This is a genomic window from Polaromonas sp. OV174, assembly GCF_900112285.1.
GTDB lineage: Bacteria > Pseudomonadota > Gammaproteobacteria > Burkholderiales > Burkholderiaceae_C > Polaromonas.
The window spans coordinates 44,687-62,592 of sequence record NZ_FOKZ01000010.1; the positions used below are offsets into that span (position 1 = coordinate 44,687).

Annotated in this window: 14 protein-coding genes; 6 read left to right on the top strand and 8 right to left on the bottom strand. The window is 63.5% G+C overall.

All coding sequences use genetic code 11. The features are described 5' to 3' along the window. Nucleotides 1–141: 141 nt before the first annotated feature. From BM160_RS10735 to BM160_RS10750, 4 genes are all read left to right on the top strand, one after another. Nucleotides 142–1,074, top strand: a complete 933-nt coding sequence (locus BM160_RS10735) for a LysR family transcriptional regulator (protein ID WP_092005026.1) — start codon at nucleotides 142–144, stop codon at nucleotides 1,072–1,074. Between the two features lie 139 nt (nucleotides 1,075–1,213). Further along, nucleotides 1,214–2,626 carry an FAD-dependent tricarballylate dehydrogenase TcuA gene (gene tcuA / locus BM160_RS10740; protein ID WP_092004753.1) on the top strand — a complete coding sequence of 471 codons (1,413 nt, stop codon included), beginning with the start codon at nucleotides 1,214–1,216 and terminating at the stop codon, nucleotides 2,624–2,626. After that, on the top strand, nucleotides 2,613–3,797 hold the full coding sequence (tcuB, locus tag BM160_RS10745) for a tricarballylate utilization 4Fe-4S protein TcuB (protein ID WP_092004756.1): 1,185 nt from the start codon (nucleotides 2,613–2,615) through the stop codon (nucleotides 3,795–3,797). Before tcuA ends, tcuB begins: the two co-directional genes overlap by 14 nt. 29 nt (nucleotides 3,798–3,826) lie before the next feature. Then, nucleotides 3,827–4,804, top strand: a complete 978-nt coding sequence (locus BM160_RS10750; protein WP_092004759.1) for a Bug family tripartite tricarboxylate transporter substrate binding protein — start codon at nucleotides 3,827–3,829, stop codon at nucleotides 4,802–4,804. A gap of 334 nt (nucleotides 4,805–5,138) precedes the next feature. Here BM160_RS10750 and BM160_RS10755 read toward each other — a convergent pair whose 3' ends face one another. Both BM160_RS10755 and gorA read right to left on the bottom strand, forming a co-directional pair. Next, on the bottom strand, nucleotides 5,139–6,638 hold the full coding sequence (locus tag BM160_RS10755; protein ID WP_092004763.1) for an AMP nucleosidase: 1,500 nt from the start codon (nucleotides 6,636–6,638) through the stop codon (nucleotides 5,139–5,141). 8 nt (nucleotides 6,639–6,646) lie between these two features. After that, nucleotides 6,647–8,014: a glutathione-disulfide reductase gene (gene gorA / locus BM160_RS10760; protein WP_092004766.1), complete on the bottom strand. Its 1,368-nt coding sequence runs from the start codon at nucleotides 8,012–8,014 to the stop codon at nucleotides 6,647–6,649. Nucleotides 8,015–8,188: 174 nt separating this feature from the next. On the opposite strand from gorA, the gene dbpA reads away from it, so the two are divergent. Beyond that, on the top strand, nucleotides 8,189–9,619 hold the full coding sequence (gene dbpA, locus BM160_RS10765) for an ATP-dependent RNA helicase DbpA (RefSeq protein WP_092004768.1): 1,431 nt from the start codon (nucleotides 8,189–8,191) through the stop codon (nucleotides 9,617–9,619). 72 nt (nucleotides 9,620–9,691) lie between these two features. Then, complete coding sequence (locus BM160_RS10770) at nucleotides 9,692–10,414, top strand: sulfite exporter TauE/SafE family protein (RefSeq protein WP_092004771.1); 723 nt, start codon at nucleotides 9,692–9,694, stop codon at nucleotides 10,412–10,414. 125 nt (nucleotides 10,415–10,539) lie between these two features. Here the strand turns inward: BM160_RS10770 and BM160_RS10775 are convergent, their stop codons facing one another. From BM160_RS10775 to BM160_RS22225, 6 genes are all read right to left on the bottom strand, one after another. After that, complete coding sequence (locus tag BM160_RS10775; RefSeq protein ID WP_092005029.1) at nucleotides 10,540–11,508, bottom strand: branched-chain amino acid ABC transporter permease; 969 nt, start codon at nucleotides 11,506–11,508, stop codon at nucleotides 10,540–10,542. 60 nt (nucleotides 11,509–11,568) lie between these two features. Then, entirely contained in the window at nucleotides 11,569–12,453 is an 885-nt protein-coding gene (locus BM160_RS10780) for a branched-chain amino acid ABC transporter permease (protein WP_092004774.1), read from the bottom strand. A gap of 94 nt (nucleotides 12,454–12,547) precedes the next feature. Continuing rightward, nucleotides 12,548–13,744 carry an ABC transporter substrate-binding protein gene (locus BM160_RS10785; protein WP_092004777.1) on the bottom strand — a complete coding sequence of 399 codons (1,197 nt, stop codon included), beginning with the start codon at nucleotides 13,742–13,744 and terminating at the stop codon, nucleotides 12,548–12,550. Between the two features lie 64 nt (nucleotides 13,745–13,808). Next, complete coding sequence (locus tag BM160_RS10790) at nucleotides 13,809–14,513, bottom strand: ABC transporter ATP-binding protein (RefSeq protein WP_092004779.1); 705 nt, start codon at nucleotides 14,511–14,513, stop codon at nucleotides 13,809–13,811. Beyond that, the gene (locus BM160_RS10795) at nucleotides 14,513–15,286 is read right to left on the bottom strand and encodes an ABC transporter ATP-binding protein (protein ID WP_092004781.1); all 774 of its coding nucleotides are present in this window, start codon (nucleotides 15,284–15,286) and stop codon (nucleotides 14,513–14,515) included. The genes BM160_RS10790 and BM160_RS10795 overlap by 1 nt, the downstream gene beginning before the upstream one ends. A gap of 227 nt (nucleotides 15,287–15,513) precedes the next feature. Next, the gene (locus tag BM160_RS22225; RefSeq protein ID WP_143093223.1) at nucleotides 15,514–17,754 is read right to left on the bottom strand and encodes a DUF6600 domain-containing protein; all 2,241 of its coding nucleotides are present in this window, start codon (nucleotides 17,752–17,754) and stop codon (nucleotides 15,514–15,516) included. Between the last annotated feature and the right edge of the window lie 152 nt (nucleotides 17,755–17,906).

Here is a 17,906-nt window from a genome sequence, read left to right on the forward strand (position 1 = left end):
CCTTGCGCATTATTTGACCACGAACGGCAAAACCCAGACAGGCGCCTGGCGTGCTGCGGTTACGCGTGTCATGCGATGATCATGGCCATCTCAAAAGATGATGGTCAAGGTGAGGGTCACGCCCCCAGCGAAGGAGTCTGCATGGAATTGCGTCAATTGCGTTATCTGGTTCGGGTGATTGAGCTGGGCAGCATCAGCCGGGCGGCGCTGGACATGGAGCTGGTGCAATCGGCCTTGAGCCAGCAGATCAGCCGGCTCGAAAGCGAGCTGTCTACCCGCCTGCTTCAGCGCAGCCCCAAGGGCGTGGTTCCGACCGAGGCCGGGCTGGCTTTTTTCCGCGAGGCGCAACTGGTGCTGCGCCATGCCGAGCAGGCGGCGCGCGCGGCGCAGCAGTCGCGCCTGTCGGGCAGTGTCAGCGTTGGCATGGCGCCGACCACCGCCGCCGTGCTGGGCCTGCCGCTGCTGCGTGCCATGCGTAAGCGCTACCCCGATGTGCGCCTGCATATGGTGGAAAGCCTGTCGGGCCACCTGACCGGCATGCTCAATTCGCGCCTGCTGGACCTGGCCGTGCTGTTCAACACCCAGGCCGGGCGCCGCTGGAGCGTGATGCCGCTGCTGGAGGAAAAACTGTTTTTGATCCGGTCACGCCGCGGCCTGGTGGGCCAGCCTGCCGACCGCGTCAAGTTGGCGCAACTGGCCGGGTTGCCGCTGATACTGCCCACCGGCACGCACGGTTTGCGCAGCACGCTAGACAGCGCCTTTGCACGGGCTAAATGCAAGCCGACGCTGGTGGCAGAAATCGACTCGCTGGCGATGCTGATGGATGCGGTCGACAGCGGCCTGGGTTGCACGCTGCAGCCCTGGGCGGCCGTTAGCCGCTTCGCCGATGCGACTGAGCGCTTTCATCTGGCGCAAATCACCGACACCCTGGCGCGCCGTAGCAACTCGCTGTGCAGCCTGTCGGACGACGAGCTCTCGCCCGCGGGCCTGGCAGCCCGTGTGGTGCTGGCGGATTGCGCGAGCGAGGCGGTGCGCTCGGGCCGCTGGGTCGGGGCGCGGCTGGTCAGCAGTTAGCCTGCGGCCCTGGCCATCACGTTTTGTGATGGCCCTATGCGGCGCGCCGGCTTTCCGAGCTGGCGCACGCGCGCTACATTGCAGCACCTGACATCAGCGGCGTGCCTGCCGGCTGGGTCGCAACGGGAGGTGGCGAGAGATGTTTGACGTATTGGTGATTGGCGGCGGCAATGCCGCGCTGTGCGCCGCGCTGATGGCGCGGGAAGCCGGCGCCAGCGTGCTGCTGCTGGAATCGGCGCCACGCGAGTGGCGCGGCGGAAACTCCAGCCACACGCGCAATTTGCGCTGCATGCACGACGCGCCGCAGGATGTGCTGATTGATGCCTACCCGGAAGAGGAATACTGGCAGGATCTGCTCAAGGTCACCGGGGGGCGCACCGACGAACAGCTGGCGCGCCTGGTGATTCGCGCATCTTCCAGTTGCCGCGACTGGATGCGCAGCCATGGGGTTCATTTCCAGCCGCCGTTGTCGGGCGCGCTGCATGTGGCGCGCACCAACGCTTTCTTCATGGGCGGCGGCAAGGCGCTGGTCAATGCCTATTTTCGAAGCGCCGAGAAGCTGGGTGTACAGATTCGTTACGAGACGCCAGTGGCGTCGGTGGAAATGGATGGCGACCGCTTTGTCGCCGTGCATACCGAGCGCGGCGAACGCATTGAGGCAAAGAGTTGCGTACTGGCCGCTGGCGGCTTTGAATCGAACCGCGAGTGGCTGCGGGAAGCCTGGGGTCAAAACGAGCGCGGCGAGTGGCCGGCTGACAATTTCCTGATCCGCGGCACCCGTTTCAATCAGGGCGTGCTGCTGAAATACATGATTGACGCTGGCGCCGATTCCATCGGTGATCCGTCGCAGGGGCATATGGTCGCCATTGACGCGCGTGCCCCGCTTTACGATGGTGGCATCTGCACACGGATCGACTGCGTCTCGCTGGGTGTGGTGGTCAACCGCGACGCACAACGTTTTTACGACGAGGGCGAGGACTTCTGGCCCAAGCGCTACGCCATCTGGGGCCGGCTGGTGGCGCAGCAACCCGGGCAGATTGCTTACTCCATCATCGACCAGAAGGCCGTGGGTCGCTTCATGCCGCCGGTGTTCACCGGCACCGCGGCGGACACGCTGCCGGAGCTGGCGCAAAAACTGGGCCTGGACGTGGAGGCCTTTGTGCAGACGATCGCCGACTACAACGCCGCCTGCCGCGTCGGCCGCTTTGACCACACGGCGCTCGACGATTGCCACACCGAAGGTTTGACGCCTGCAAAAACGCACTGGGCACGCCCTATCGACACGGCGCCTTTCTACGGCTATCCCGTCAAGCCTGGTATCACCTTCACCTACCTCGGGCTGAAGGTGGACGACACGGCGGCGGTGCGCTTTGGAGGGCGCCCCAGTCCCAACCTTTTCGTCGCCGGAGAAATGATGGCCGGCAACGTGCTCGGCCAGGGCTACACCGCTGGCGTCGGCATGAGCATAGGCACTGCCTTCGGCCGTATCGCAGGAACACGCGCTGCCATGGCGGCGGCAACAGTCAAGACGGACAACCATGCAAGAACTTGAATCCCTGACGCGTGAAGCGGTGTCGCTAGCGGGCGGCGGACGCCGCGTGATTCCCATCCTCACCGCCAAAGAAACCGAGGTCGACCGGCAGATGCAGATCTGCAATTCCTGTCGCTACTGCGAGGGCTTTTGCGCGGTGTTTCCCGCCATGACACGCCGGCTGGAATTCGGCAAGGCAGACATCCACTTCCTGGCCAACTTGTGCCACAACTGTGGCGCCTGCCTGCACGCCTGCCAATATGCGCCACCCCACGAGTTCGCTGTCAACGTGCCCAAAGCCATGGCCGAAGTGCGGGGCCAAACCTATGTCGACTACGCCTGGCCGCCGGCGCTGGGCAAGCTCTACCAGCGCAACGGACTCACCTTGTCGGTGGCCCTGGCGGCAGGACTGGCACTGTTTCTGATCATGGCCGTCGCCATCAACGGTACGCTCTGGAGCGATCAGCTTGGCGGCAATTTCTACAAGCTGTTCCCCCACAACTTGTTGGTGAGCTTGTTTGCGCCGGTTTTTCTTTTTGCCACGTTCGCTTTAGCGATGGGCGTCAGGCGTTTCTGGCTGGACATCACGCCGGCCACCAGCGGCGCACCGCTGACCGGACCGGCGGCAGCCGAAGCCACGGATGCGGTGTTGCGCCTGAAGTATCTCGGTGGCGGACACGGCGAAGGCTGCAACACCGAAGACGATGCCTACTCGCTGTCTCGCCGGCGCTTTCACCACCTGACGTTTTATGGCTTCATGCTGTGTTTTGCGGCGACCAGCGTGGCCACGCTTTACCACTATGTCTTTGGCTGGGTTGCGCCCTACGAGTTGCCCAGTCTGCCCAAGCTGCTGGGCGTGGCCGGTGGCATCAGCCTGATGGCCGGCACGGCCGGCCTGTGGCGCCTGAACCGCAAACGCCATCCTTTGCATGGCGACCTGGCGCAAAAGCCGATGGACCTGGGTTTCATCGCCTTGCTGTTTCTCACCAGCGTGAGCGGCTTGGCCCTGTGGCTGGGGCGCGGTACGCCCGCGCTGGCGGTGCTGCTGTGCCTGCACCTGGGCGCCGTGATGGCCCTGTTCGCCACGCTGCCTTATGGCAAGTTTGCGCACGGTATTTTCCGCACCGCGTCGCTGTTGCGTCATGCGATTGAAAAGCGTAAGCCTAATCCCGTTGGCCTGGGCGCCGACTGAGTCACTCGACACCCACCAAGGAAACCACGATGAATAAATTCCGTCTGCGCCGCGCTGTTGCGCTGGCCATCCTCCCCTTGTTGCTGGCCAGCCAAGGCCACGCGCAAGATTTTCCACCGAAAAAACCCGTCACCTTGGTGGTCGGCTTTGCCGCTGGCGGGGCCGCCGATGCGGCAGCGCGCCTGATCGCCAAGAAGCTGGGCGAAAACATCGGCCAAACCGTAGTGGTCGATAACCGGGGTGGTGCCGGCGGCAACATCGCGCATCAGCAGGTTGCCAACGGGCCTGCCGATGGTTCCATGCTGCTGTTTGGTTCCATTGGCCCGCTCACCATCGCACCGCATTTGATGAAGGTGAGCTACGACCCGTTCAAGGATCTGGCAGCGGTGTCGGGCGGCGTCAACTTCCCCAACGTGCTCGTCGTGCACAAAGGTCTGGGCGTCAAGAATCTGGCCGAGTTTGTCGCCCTGTCAAAGAAAAAACCAGGCAGCGTGGACTTTGCTTCTACGGGCGCAGGTTCTGCTTCCCATCTGGCGGGAGAACTGTTTAACCAGCGCGCCGGCATAGACATGGTGCATGTGCCCTACAAGGGCGGTGCCCCGGCCTTGCAGGACTTGCTGGGCGAACGAATTGCTTCCTATTTTGCGGCTCCCCCTACGGCTATGCCGCATGTGGAATCCGGCAGGCTCATCCCGCTGGCGACCACCGGTTTGACGCGACCGGCTTATATGCCAAATATCCCGACAGTGGCCGAATCTGCTTACCCCGGATTCGAAGCGCTGAACTGGTACGCCTTCGTGGCACCGGCCAAGACGCCTGCGGCCCTGTTGGATCGTTGGAACACGGAAATTGTGAAGGTGCTGAACGATGCCGGCGTCAAGGATGCGCTTAACAAGCACGGACTGACTCCGCAGCCCACGTCACGCGCCGAGCTGACGGCTTTCATGAAAAAAGAGGACGTCAAGTGGGGCGCCATTGTGCGCGAACGCAAGATCACAGCCAACTGATTCCCCTTCTAAATCATCCGTGCACTTTGTCGGTTTCGCTTGCCGTACGTCTGTACTGTCTGCGCTTCACCTTCGCGTTCACGAATGATGGAGAAGCGGAATGAAGTCTGGTAAAGCACGCCAGGGCGGCTTGCGTCAATCCGCCTCGAGGCTCGCTAACTGAATACCACAATGCGGGCCTTGGGGCGAGATAGGCAGGCTCTGCTGAAGTGGGTGATAGAAAAGCGCCAGCCGAGCCGGCTTCGGCTGGGCGCTGATTAGGCGAATTTCAAGGAAAAAGTGGCTCTAGCCCAATAGGGGAGCGCGCTAATAGCTATTGAAATAATAGCAATAATTACTGGAACGCCACTTCTGAAAAGCTGCGCAGCTTGCGGCTGTGCAGCTGGCTGATGCCGTCGGCGCGCAGCAGCTCCACCGCGCGTATGCCTATGCGCAAATGCTGGTCGACACGCTCGCGGTAAAAGTGGTTGGCCATGCCGGGCAGCTTGATCTCGCCGTGCAGCGGCTTGTCGCTGACGCACAGCAAGGTGCCGTAGGGCACGCGAAAGCGAAAGCCGTTGGCGGCAATGGTGGCGCTTTCCATGTCCAGCGCCACCGCCCGGCTCTGGCTGAAGCGGCGCTGCGGCTGGTTGGCCGGCAGCAGCTCCCAGTTGCGGTTGTCGGTGGAGGCCACGGTGCCGGTGCGCATGATGCGCTTGAGGTCGGGGCCGACGGCTTGCGTCACGTCTTCCACCGCCTGCTCCAGCGCCTTTTGTATCTCGGCCAGCGCCGGAATCGGCACCCACAGCGGCAGTTCTTCGTCCAGCACATGGTCTTCGCGCACATAGCCGTGGGCCAGCACGTAGTCGCCCAGTTGCTGGCTGTTGCGCAGGCCGGCGCAATGGCCCAGCATGATCCAGGCGTGCGGCCGCAGCACGGCGACGTGGTCGGTGATGTTCTTTGCGTTGGCCGGGCCCACGCCTATGTTGATCATGGTGATGCCGCTGCGGTCGGCGCGCAGCAGGTGGTAGGCCGGCATTTGCGGCAGGCGCGGCGGCGCGGCGCCAAGGTCATCGCCGATTTCGGCCGGCAAGCCGACGCGCCGGGTCAGCACATTGCCGGGCTCGACAAAGGCGATGTACTCGCTGTTCGGGTCGGCCATGGCCTCGTGGCCCAGGCGTACGAATTCGTCGATGTAGAACTGGTAGTTGGTGAACAGCACGAAGTTCTGGAACCAGGCCGGCGAGGTGCCGGTGTAGTGGCGCAGGCGCTGCAGTGAATAGTCGACGCGGGCGGCGGTGAACAACGCCAGCGGCTGCGGGTCACCCGGGCGCGGCTCATACGTGCCGTTGGCAATGCCGTCGTCCATGGCGGCCAGGTCGGGCAGGTCAAACACGTCGCGCATCAGCATGCGGCGCGCCGCGTCCATGCTGCCCTCGATGTGGTCGTTCTCTGCAAAGGAGAAGTGAATCGGAATCGGCTGGGTGCTGGTGCCGACCTCCAGCTCCACGTCATGGTTTTGCAGCAGCAGGCGGAACTGCTCCAGGTAGTAGTCGCTGTACAGATCTGGCCGCGTCAGCGTGGTTTCATAGCGGCCCGGGCCGGCCACAAAGCCGTAGCTCAGCGGCGAGATTTCCGGCGTCGCCAGCGTGGTGCGCGCCACCGTGTCGGTGTGTATGCGCACAAAAGGGTAGCAGGCACGCACATGGCCGGGCAGCGTTTCCCCGGCCACGTAGCGCCGCATGGCATCGCGCAGGTGGGCGATTTGCTGCTCGTAGATGGCGAGCACCTGGGCCAGCGCGGCAGCCGGGTCCTTGAAGCGCATGGGGGCGATGAAAGCGGGCAGATAGGGCATGGAGGGGTTCATCCTTTGACGGCTTCGCGCATGGTGACAAATTCTTCGGCGGCGGTGGGGTGTATGCCTATGGTGCTGTCGAAGACGGCCTTGGTGGCGCCGGCCTTCATGGCCACGGCAAAGCCTTGGACCACTTCGCCGGCGTCGGCGCCCACCATGTGCAGGCCGACCACGCGGTCGGTGGCGTCTTCCACCAGCAGCTTCATCAGCGTGCGTTCGGTGCTGCCGCTAAGCGTGTGTTTGAGCGCCTTGAAGTCGCTGCGGTAGACGCTGATCTGGCCGAACTTGGCGCGGGCCTCGGCCTCCGAATAGCCCACCGTGCCTATGTTGGGGTGGGTGAACACCGCCGTGGGAATGAAGTCGTAGCTCATGCTGCGCGCCGGCTTGCCGGCGGCCGGGCCAAACAGCTGATCGACCACCACCATGGCCTCGCCCAGCGCCACGGGGGTGAGCTGCAGGCGCGCGGTGACGTCGCCGACGGCGTAAATCGAGGACACCGAGGTCTGGTAGTGCGCATTCACCTTTATGGCCCCGGCCTCGTTCACCGCCACGTCCGCGGCGTCCAGGCCCAGGCCGCCGGTCAGCGGTTCGCGGCCGGTGGCGTAGAGCACGGTATCTACCACCAGGCTGGCACCATCTTTTAGTGTCACCTGCAGGCCTTGGTCGGTTTTGCTGATGCTGGCGATGTCGGTGTTGAGCCGCAGGTCAACGCCTGCCTTGAGCATCTCGCCGGCAATGAAGGCGCGCACTTCGTCGTCAAAGCCGCGCAGCACCTGGGCGCCGCGGTAAGTCTGTATGACCTGAGCGCCCAGGCCGTTGAAGATGGAGGCGAATTCGCAGGCGATGTAGCCGCCGCCCACCACCAGCAGGCGCTGCGGGAAGGGCGTCAGGTCAAATATCTCGTTGGAGGTGATGACATGCTCGCGGCCAGGCACTTCCGGCACGGTGGGTGTGCCGCCGGTGGCAATCAAGATGTTTTTGGCGCTGTACTGCTGGCCAGCCACTTCGACCGTGTGCCTGCCCGTCAGCGTGGCCCAGTCTTCCAGGATTTGCACGCCGGCGCTTTTGAGCAGCTGGATGTAAATGCCGTTCAGGCGCGAAATTTCACGGGCGCGGTTGGTTTTCAGCAGCTCCCAGTCCAGCTTGGGCGCCTCGCCGACCCAGCCAAAGCCGTGCGACTCTTCAAAGCTCTCTGCGTAGTGGGCGGCGTAGCTGTAAAGTTTTTTCGGGATGCAGCCGACGTTGACGCAGGTGCCGCCCATGGCCGCGACTTCGGCCAGCGCCACCCGCGCGCCGCGCTGCGCCGCCATGCGGGCGGCGCGCACGCCGCCGCTGCCGCCGCCAATCACGAAGAGGTCAAAGTCAAAAGTCTGCATGCGGTTTTCCTTCCAGGCTGCTAATTCGGGCGATATTTTTTAGATTACCACTGCTTTTGCGCGGGAATTGCCGCTTCCCTCATTGAACGCCGCCTATGTGGGGGCATCTGGCCCTGAACCGCTGCCAAGTCCTTGGGAAATGCTTGAAACGGGGCGGCAACCGATAATCGGGGCATGACTTCTTCTTCTCCCGCTTCCTCTTCCGATTTCGCCTCCCTGTCTTTGCCGGCCCATGTGCTGGCCAATCTTCAGCAGCTCGGCTACCTCAATATGACGCCCATCCAGGCGGCAGCCCTGCCGGTGGCCCTGCTGGGCAAAGACCTGATTGCGCAGGCCAAAACCGGCAGCGGCAAGACGGCGGCCTTTGCGCTGGCGCTGCTGGCCAACCTCAATGCGCGGCGTTTTGCCGTGCAGGCCATGGTGCTGTGCCCGACGCGCGAGCTGGCCGACCAGGTCGCCACCGAAATCCGCCGGCTGGCGCGGGCCGAAGAAAACATCAAGGTGGTGGTGCTGTGCGGCGGCGTGCCGCTGCGCAATCAGACCGCCAGCCTGGAAAACGGCGCCCACATCATCGTCGGCACGCCGGGCCGCATCATGGACCACCTGGCGCGCGGCAACCTGAATCTGGAAGCCATGAACACCCTGGTGCTGGACGAAGCCGATCGCATGCTGGACATGGGCTTTTTCGAGGACATCGTCACCGTGGCCAAGCAATGCCCGAAGGAGCGCCAGACCCTGCTGTTTTCGGCCACCTACCCGGAAGGCATTGCCAAGCTGAGCCAGCAGTTCATGAAGACACCGCAAACCATCACGGTGCAGGCGCAGCATGAGAAAACCAAGATCCAGCAGCGCTGGTACCAGGTGCCCGACAGCGACCATGACGAAGCCCGTCTGGGCGCCGTCGCCCAGGTGCTGCGCCACTTCCGGCCGGCCAGCACGCTGGCCTTTTGCAACACCAAGTCGCAGTGCCGCGCGCTGGTGGAATACCTCAAGAGCCAGGGCTTTAGCGCGCTGGCGCTGTTTGGCGAGCTGGAGCAGCGCGAGCGCGACCAGGTGCTGGTGCAGTTTGCCAACCGCAGCTGCTCGGTGCTGGTGGCCACCGACGTGGCGGCGCGCGGCCTGGACATCGCCCAGCTGGCCATGGTCATCAACGTCGATGTGACGCCGGATGCCGAGGTGCACATCCACCGCATAGGCCGCACCGGCCGCGCCGACGAAGAGGGCTGGGCCATCAGCCTGGCCAGCATGGACGAGATGGGTTATGTCGGCAAGATCGAGGTGCTGCAAAAAGCCGAGTCCGAGTGGCACAAGTTGACCGAACTCACTTCCGCCAGCAACGAGCCGCTGCTGCCGCCCATGGTGACGCTGCAGATTGTTGGCGGTCGCAAGGAGAAAATCCGCGCCGGCGACGTGCTGGGCGCGCTGACCGGCGAGGCCGGCAATGTCCCGCCGTTCACGCGGGAGCAGGTTGGCAAGATCAATGTCAACGAGTTCTCCACCTATGTGGCGGTGGACCGCAACATTGCCAGCCTGGCCCAGCAAAAGCTGAGTGCCGGCGGCGTCAAGGGCAAAAGCGTCAAAGTGCGCTTCATGGACGAAGCCTGAGCCCGTTCCTGGCATCAAATAGCTATCCGGCCAGCGACTGATATGTGTAGCTTGCTATAAAAGGGGTAGCGGATGGAGTTGCTGCTGGTTCTTGCCCTCGGCCTGGTGGCCGGCACTCTGGGCGGCATCGTCGGCTTCGGCACTTCCATCATGCTGATGCCGGCGCTGGTGCTGAGCTTCGGTCCGCGCCAGGCCGTGCCCATCATGGCCATCGCCTCCATCATGGCCAATGCCTCGCGGGTGGCGGTCTGGTGGCGCGAGGTCGATTGGCGGGCCACGGCCGCCTACAGCGTTACCGGCATCCCGGCCGCCGCGCTGGGCGCCCGCACTCTGCTGGTCTTGCCGCCAGGCGTGGTCGAGGGCGTGCTGGGGCTGTTTTTCATCGCCATGATTCCGCTGCGGCGCTGGATGGCCAGGCAGCCGTGGCGGCTGACACTGCGCCACCTGGCGCTGGTGGGCGCGGTGATTGGTTTTCTCACCGGCATCGTGGTGAGCACCGGCCCTATCAACGCGCCCTTTTTCCTGGCCTATGGGCTGGTGAAGGGCGCTTACCTGAGCACCGAGGCCATGGGCTCACTGGCGGTCTACCTGGCCAAGGCGGCGACCTTTCGCACGCTGGGCGCCTTGCCCTGGGAGGTGGTGACCCAGGGCTTGACCATAGGCAGCTCGGTGGTGATCGGCTCCATTGTTGCCAAACGGCTGGTGCTCCAGCTGGACGCCGAGCGCTTTCGCCTGCTGATGGATGGCCTGCTGTTAATGGCCGGGCTGACCATGTTGTGGGCCGCGCTGCAGTAGTTGTCGCTGGGGAAGAGCTTATTTTTGAATAAAAAAGGCCTGCAGCCCAATAAGATCGAGCGCAGGCAGCTATAAAAAGAATAGTGTTTTTGCCTGCCGCTGATACAACGGCGGGCCAAGGCCGCTCAGGCTTGAGGGCGGGCCGCCTTGGCCGCAGCCTGGCGGCGCTCCCGGAAGGCCTGCAGCTCGCCCACCACCCCCTTGCGAAAGGCCAGCACGCAGATCACGAAGATTGCGCCGATGATGACGGTGACCCAGGAGCCGACCTTGTCGGCCAGCAGGTTTTGCAGCGAGATCACAATGCCCGCGCCGAACACCGGGCCGAAGAAGGTGCCGACGCCGCCCAGCAAGGTCATCAAAATCACCTCGCCCGACATGGTCCAGTGCACGTCCGACAGCGTGGCAAAACCCATCACCAGGGTTTTCAGCGAGCCGGCCAGGCCGGCCAGAGCGGCTGACAGCACAAAGGCCAGCAGCTTGTAGCGATCGACCTGGTAGCCCAGCGAAATGGCGCGGGGCTCGTTCTCGCGAATCATCTTGAGCACCTGGCCAAAGGGCGAATGCACGATGCGCGAGATGGCCAGAAAGCACAGCACGAAGACCGCCACCACAAAGTAATACATATTGGTGTCGGATTCGAGCGAGATCAGGCCCAGCAGGCGGCCGCGCGGCACGCCCTGCAAGCCGTCTTCACCGCCGGTAAAAGGCACTTGCAGGCAGACAAAAAACACCATCTGCGCAATCGCCAGCGTGATCATGGCGAAGTAAATGCCCTGGCGCCGGATGGCGACCGCGCCCACGACCAGGCCAATCAGGCCGGCCGCCACCATGCCGGCCAGCAGGCCCAGTTCGGGCGTCCAGTTTTGCGCCTTGATGAACCAGCCGGTGACGTAGGCGGCCGAGCCAAAAAACGCGGCATGGCCGAAGGACAGCAGGCCGGTAAAACCCAGCAGCAAATTGAAGGCGCAGGCAAACAGGGCGAAGCACAGCAGCTTCATGACGAACACCGGGTACAGGCCTATGGCCGGCGCCAGCAGCGCCAGCGCCAGCAGCGCCAGATAGGTGATGCGGGTGAGTTTTGCGGCTTGAGTCATGAGGGGCTTGGTCACAGGAACAGTCACGGGAGCTTGGGCAGAAGTGGTGGAGGTCATGGTTCAGGTTTCCTTGCCAAACAGGCCGGCCGGTCTGACCATCAGCACCAGGACCATGATCACGAACACCACGATGTTGGATGCCTCGGGATAAAACACGCGGGTCATGCCTTCAACCAAGCCCAGGCCCAGGCCGGTGATGACGGAGCCCAGAATCGAGCCCATGCCGCCAATCACCACCACGGCGAACACCACGATGATGAGGTTGGAGCCCATCAGCGGATTGACTTGGATGATGGGGGCGGCCAGCACGCCGGCCAGCGCCGCCAGCGCGGCGCCGGCGCCGTAGGTCAGCATCACCATCATGGGCACATTGATGCCGAAGGCCTGTACCAGCGCGGCATTTTCGGTGCCGGCGCGCAGGTAGGCGCCCAGCCGGGTTTTTTCGATGATGAACCAGGTACCCAGGCACACCACCAGCGACACCAGCACCACCCAGGCGCGGTAGTTGGGCAGGATCATGAAGCCGAGGTTGGTGGCGCCCGACAGCAGTTCGGGCACCGGGTAATTCTGACCCGAGACGCCATACAGCTCACGAAAAATGCCTTCGGCGATCAAGGCCAGGCCAAAGGTCAGCAGCAGGCCATAGAGCGGGTCCAGCTTGTATAGATGCTTGAGAAACAGCCGCTCAATCACCACGCCCAGCGCGCCCACGGTGAGCGGGGCCAGCAGCAGCGCGGCCCAGTAATTGATGCCGAACTTGTCGAGCATGATCCAGGCCGCAAAGGCGCCCAGCATGTAGAGCGCGCCGTGGGCAAAATTGACAATGCCCAGCAGGCCGAAAATGACGGCCAGCCCGAGGCTGAGCAGGGCGTAAAACGCGCCATTGACCAGGCCTAGCAGCAGCTGGCCCAGAAAGGCTTGAAGGGGAATACCGAAGATTTCCATGGGGGCCCGTCAGTTCACGGCTAAAGAATGTTTGAAAACATGAAAAAGTGGCCGGTCGCACGCGCGAACGGCCACCCGTATCCGTCGCGTCAGCTTATTTTTTGAACACCGAGCATTTGGACTCGGCCACCGTCGTGAAGGCCTGGTCGCCGGGAATCTTGGCCACGGTCTTGTAATAGTCCCATGGCGTGGTCGATTCCTTGACGCCCTTGACCTGGTAGAGGTACATGTCGTGAATCATGCGGCCGTCGGCGCGGATCTGGCCCTTGTTGTAGAAGTCGTCGATTTTCATGCCCTTGAGCGTGCTCATGACCTTGTCGCCGTCGGTGGTGCCAGCGGTCTGCACGGCCTTCAGGTAGTTCATGGTGGCCGAATAGTCAGCCGCCTGCAGGCTGGATGGCATGCGTTTGTACTTGTCAAAGAAACGCTTGGAGAACTTGCGCGAGGCGTCGTCCTGGTTCCAGTACCAGCTGTCGGCCAGCTGCAGGCCTTCGGTATTGGCCAGGCCCAGGCTGTGCACGTCGTTGATGAACACCAGCAGACCGGCGACCTTCATGGTTTTGGTGATGCCGAATTCCTTGGCCGCCTTCATGGCGTTGGTGAAATCGCCGCCGGCATTGGCCAGGCCCAGGATTTGCGCCTTGGAGGCCTGGGCCTGCAGCAGGAAGGCCGAGAAGTCGGAGGCATTGAGCGGGTGCCGCACGGCGCCTGCCACAGTGCCGCCATTGGCCTTGACGACGGCGGCGGCATCGCTTTCCAGCGAGTGGCCGAAGGCGTAGTCGGCGGTCAGGAAGTACCAGCTTTTGTTGCCGGCCTTGACCAGGGCCGTGCCGGCGACCTTGGCCAGCGCCACGGTGTCGTAGGCGTAATGCACGGTATAGGGCGTGCAGTCTTCATTGGTCAGGCGGGCCGAGCCTGCGCCTATGGAGATGAAGGGGCGTTTTTTCTCGGCGGCCACCTTGGCCATGGCCAGCGAAGTGCCGGAATTGGTGCCGCCAATCAGCATGGACAGGCCTTCCTTGTCCATCCACTCACGCGCCTTGGAGCTGGCGATGTCGGGTTTGTTCTGGTGGTCGGCCGACAGCACTTCGATAGGGCGGCCAAGCACCTTGCCGCCGAAGTCCTGTGCCGCCCACTTGACCATTTCAGCGCCGGCCGGGCCGTCGATGTCGGCGTACAGGCTGGACATGTCGGTGATCATGCCGAGACGCACGGGACCAGAGGCTTGCGCGAAGGCGCAGACCGTGCCCAGGCCGGCGGCCAGAGCAATGACGAGTGATTTGAGTTTCATGGGGTCTCCTGTGGGTGGCTGAAAGGTGGCGAAAAAGTAAGGAGCAAATATAGGGAGCAAAGGCTTAAACGCCGAGGTATTCCTGCAGCATGCCCATGTTGGCCTGCAGCTCACCTTGGGCAAACTGCTTGACGATCTGGCCATGCTCCATCACATAGAAGCGGTCGGCCAGCGGCGCGGCAAAGCGGAAGTTCTGCTCGACCAGCACGATGGTGTAACCCTTGGCCTTGAGCGTGCGTATCATGTCGGCGAGTTTTTGCACGATGACGGGCGCCAGGCCTTCGGAGATTTCATCGAGCAGCAGCAAGCGTGCGCCGGTGCGCAGGATGCGCGCCACGGCCAGCATTTGCTGCTCACCGCCCGACAGACGCGTGCCGGGGCTGTTGGCCCGCTCCTTGAGGTTGGGGAACATGGCGTAGATCTCATCTATGCTCATGCCGCCGGCGGCAATGGTGGGCGGCAGCATCAGGTTTTCTTCGGCCGACAGGCTGGCGAAAATGCCACGTTCCTCGGGGCAGTAGCCCACGCCCAGCTTGGCCACCTTGTGCGATGCCAGCTTGAGGGCTTCTTCCCCGTTGATCTTGATGGAGCCTTTGCGCGCGCCGGTCAGGCCGACGATGGCGCGCAAGGTGGTGGTGCGGCCGGCGCCGTTGCGACCCAGCAGGGTCACCACCTCGCCTTCGTTCACCGTCAGGTTCACGCCATGCAGGATGTGCGACTCGCCGTACCAGGCGTGCAGGTCTTCGATTTTGAGGAGCTCTTTGGTCATCAGTGGGCTCCTTGCAGGACGGCATCTGCGTTGCCCATGTAGGCCTCGATGACCAGCGGGTTCTTGGACACCTCGGCATAAGGGCCGTCGGCAATGATGGCGCCGCGCTGCAGCACCGTGATGCGGTCGGCAATCGAGGACACCACGTTCATGTTGTGCTCCACCATCAAGATGGTGCGGCCGGTCGAGACCTTCTTGATCAGCTGGGTCACGCGGTCCACGTCCTCATGGCCCATGCCCTGGGTGGGTTCGTCCAGCAGCATCAGTTCGGGCTCCAGCGCCAGCGTGGTGGCCAGCTCCAGGGCGCGCTTGCGGCCATAGGGCAGGTTGACGGTCAGCTCGTCGGCGAACTGGCTCAGGTCCACTTCGGCCAGCAGTTCGCGGGCTCGTTGATGCAGGTGAAACAACGTGTCCTCGGCCTTCCAGAAGTGAAACGAAGTGCCCAGATTGCGCTGCAGGGCGGCGCGCACGTTTTCCAGCACCGTCATGTGCGGGAACACCGCGGAAATCTGGAAGGAGCGGACGATGCCGCGGCGCGCGGTTTGCGCCGGTTGCTCAAAGGTGATGTCCTGGCCGTTGAAGCTGATGCTGCCGCGCGTGGGCGTCAGGAATTTGGTCAGCAGGTTGAAAAAGGTGGTCTTGCCGGCGCCGTTGGGGCCGATCAGCGCGTGTATATGCCCGCGCTGGACTTTGAGGTCCACCTGGTTGACTGCGACGAAGCCCTTGAACTCCTTCGTCAGCCCTTGTGTTTCAAGAATGAAATCCACTGACAAATTGCTCTCTCCGGCGGGTGAATTTGAATTGGCGGACTGGTTGCTTGCCGATGCCAGCAGGCGAGCCGATCCGAAGCACAGGGGCTCATACTAGCCATGCGGCCAGTGCGTTGCCACTGGGTTAGACCCTTAGGTAGTTTTGCTTGATGGGCAACCCTGAGACCGGGCAAAAGAGAGCGCAGGCGAGAAATTCGGCGCGCTCAAAAAAGGAGCGCTATTCGGGCGCTTTATGGTTCCCGGCGACGGCTGCCGGGCTCGCCCTCTGGCCGGGCCGGCCTCTCAGGGTTTGCTGTATCCGGGCGCTGCATTCTTGGCCGTTCCTGGGCTGGTTCGCTGCGCCTGTCCAGTTGCTGCTGCCGCTCTTGCTGGGCGCGTTGTTGTTGTTGTTGGATTTGCTGTTGCTGGCGCGCTTGCTCTTGCTGTCTTTGCGCCTGCTCGCGCAGGGCGCGCTGGCCCAGGGCTTCTTCGTTCTGGCGGCGTTGCTGTTCCTGCTGACGTAGTTGCTCCGTGTGTTGACGCTGTTGTTCGCGGGCCTGGCGTTGCTGCTCTTGCTGGACGTGTTGCTGTTCCTGCTGCTGCTGCTGCTGCTGCTGCTGTTGGACTTGTTGCTGGCGCGCTTGCTCTTGCTGTCTTTGCGCCTGCTCACGCAAGGCGCGCTGGCCCAGGGCTTCTTCGTTCTGGCGGCGTTGCTGCTCTTGCTGGACGCGCTGTTGTTGTTGCTGGCGCGCTTGCTCCTGTTGTCTTTGCGCCTGCTCTCGCAGGGCGCGTTGGCCTAGGGCCTCTTCGTTTTGGCGGCGTTGCTGTTCCTGCTGTGCTTGTTGTGCCCGCTGGGCCTGCTCGTTCAGGGCACGCTGTCTTTGGACGCTTTCATTTTGCTGGCGCTGCTGATCTTGTTGTAGGGCTCTTTGTTCGACCTCACGGGCGCCGCTGTCGCGGCGAGCTGCGCTGCGTGGGGTTTGAGCCTGAGGGCCTATGCTGCTTCTTTCCTGGGGCTGCGTGTCCCGCCTTTCGGCTGGTCGGCCGACCCGGTTTTCTAGCAAGGGGCGCGCGATCATGGCAGCGGGGGGCAGGGCGGCGGCCGGTCTGGATGGCTCGCGCCCAGCGCCGCGCTCGGGGCGCTGCGGCAGTGCATTGCGCTCCACCACCACCTGAGCCTTGCTCAGCTCGGCGGCGCTCAAGGGGCGCGGGTTGCCGCGCACCGGCTGGCCGCGGACAAAGTCGTCCCGGCTGACGGCGGTCACGGCGGTGGGCTGGCGTTGGTAGCGGTAGCTGGGCCGCTGGTTCGGCAGTTGGTTGATGACGATGTTGTTGTTCACCTGGCTGAGGTAGCGCGGGCTGCTCCGGTAGGCCGGCCGGAAGGCTTCGCCGGGGGCCAGTGGGAACCAGCCGACGCCGGGACGCGAAGCACTGCCCGAACCTATGGCGATATTCCAGCTCAGGCCAGCGCCGGCGCCCACAAAGGCTACCAGTGCCGGGGCATAAACCGGGCGCGGCGCCAGCCGCCCCGGCACCCAGGCCCAGCGCGGGCCGATCTGAGCCCAGCGGCCATAGTGAAACGGCGCAAAGCCCCAGGGTGCGTCATCAATCCAGGTCCAGCCCCAGGGCGAGATCCAGCTCCAGTTGCCCACGCTGTAGGGGGCCCAATGCAGGGGCACGCTGCGCGGCAGCCAGATGGCGCCGTAGCTCGGGTCTTGCTGCCAGTCGCCATAGGCATCGAGCTGCTGATAGCCGATGATTTCGCGCGGGATATAGCGGGCCGAGACCGATTGGTCCTCTTGTTGGTCCCTGCTGGCGACCCAGACGTCAAAATCGTCCTGCCGATCGGCGCCTGGGGCGGCTGGTATCAGTTGGGTGCCGGTGAAGCTGACTTGCTGCTGTGGCCCCAGCGTCAGCGAGTTGCCGTTGTCGCCATAAATCACGCCGCTGCCCGACTGCACCACCACCCGTGTGGTGTGGCTGGCCGGGTCGACGTCCAGGCGGTAGCTGCCTGGCTCGGCAATGACAAAGGCCAGGTTGGAGGTGTCGATTTCCAGGCGCTGGCCCTCATACAGGGCGCGCACCCGCAAAGCAACCGTGCCTTGCGCCAGATTTAGCTGGGTCAGCGTGTCGTCCAGCGCCACCAGATCCAGGCTGGTTTGCTGGTTCAGGCGCACGGCGGTGGAGCCCACATGCAGCTCGGCGCGTGCGCGTGGGCCGCTCCACAGCCGGTCGCCGCTGGTCAAGGGGCGGTTCAGCTCGGCGCTGCGCCAGCCGGCGTTGGTAGTGGCGCCGGCGCTGTCAGCGGGCGAGAAACTGACCGCGCCTTGCGTGAGGTTGAGCCTGGCCACGCTGCCGGGCGGATCCAGGTTGGCGCCTTGCTGCGCCCAGGCGACGGGTTGAAACAGTGCCAGCAGCAGCACGGAACAGCCGTAAAACCGTAGCAGTCGGCGTGGCTGCCGGGATGAACCAGTAGTGCTAGGTGTCGTCATGTTGCACGCTCTCTTGCTGTCGTTGCGGGTTGGGAGGCAGGCGTTTGAGGGATACCTTGAACCTTAATCAATACAACGCACGAGATGCTGGATGGACTGCTAATGGCGGGTAAAGATTCCACCCTATCCCGGAGGGGCTGAAACAGGATGTA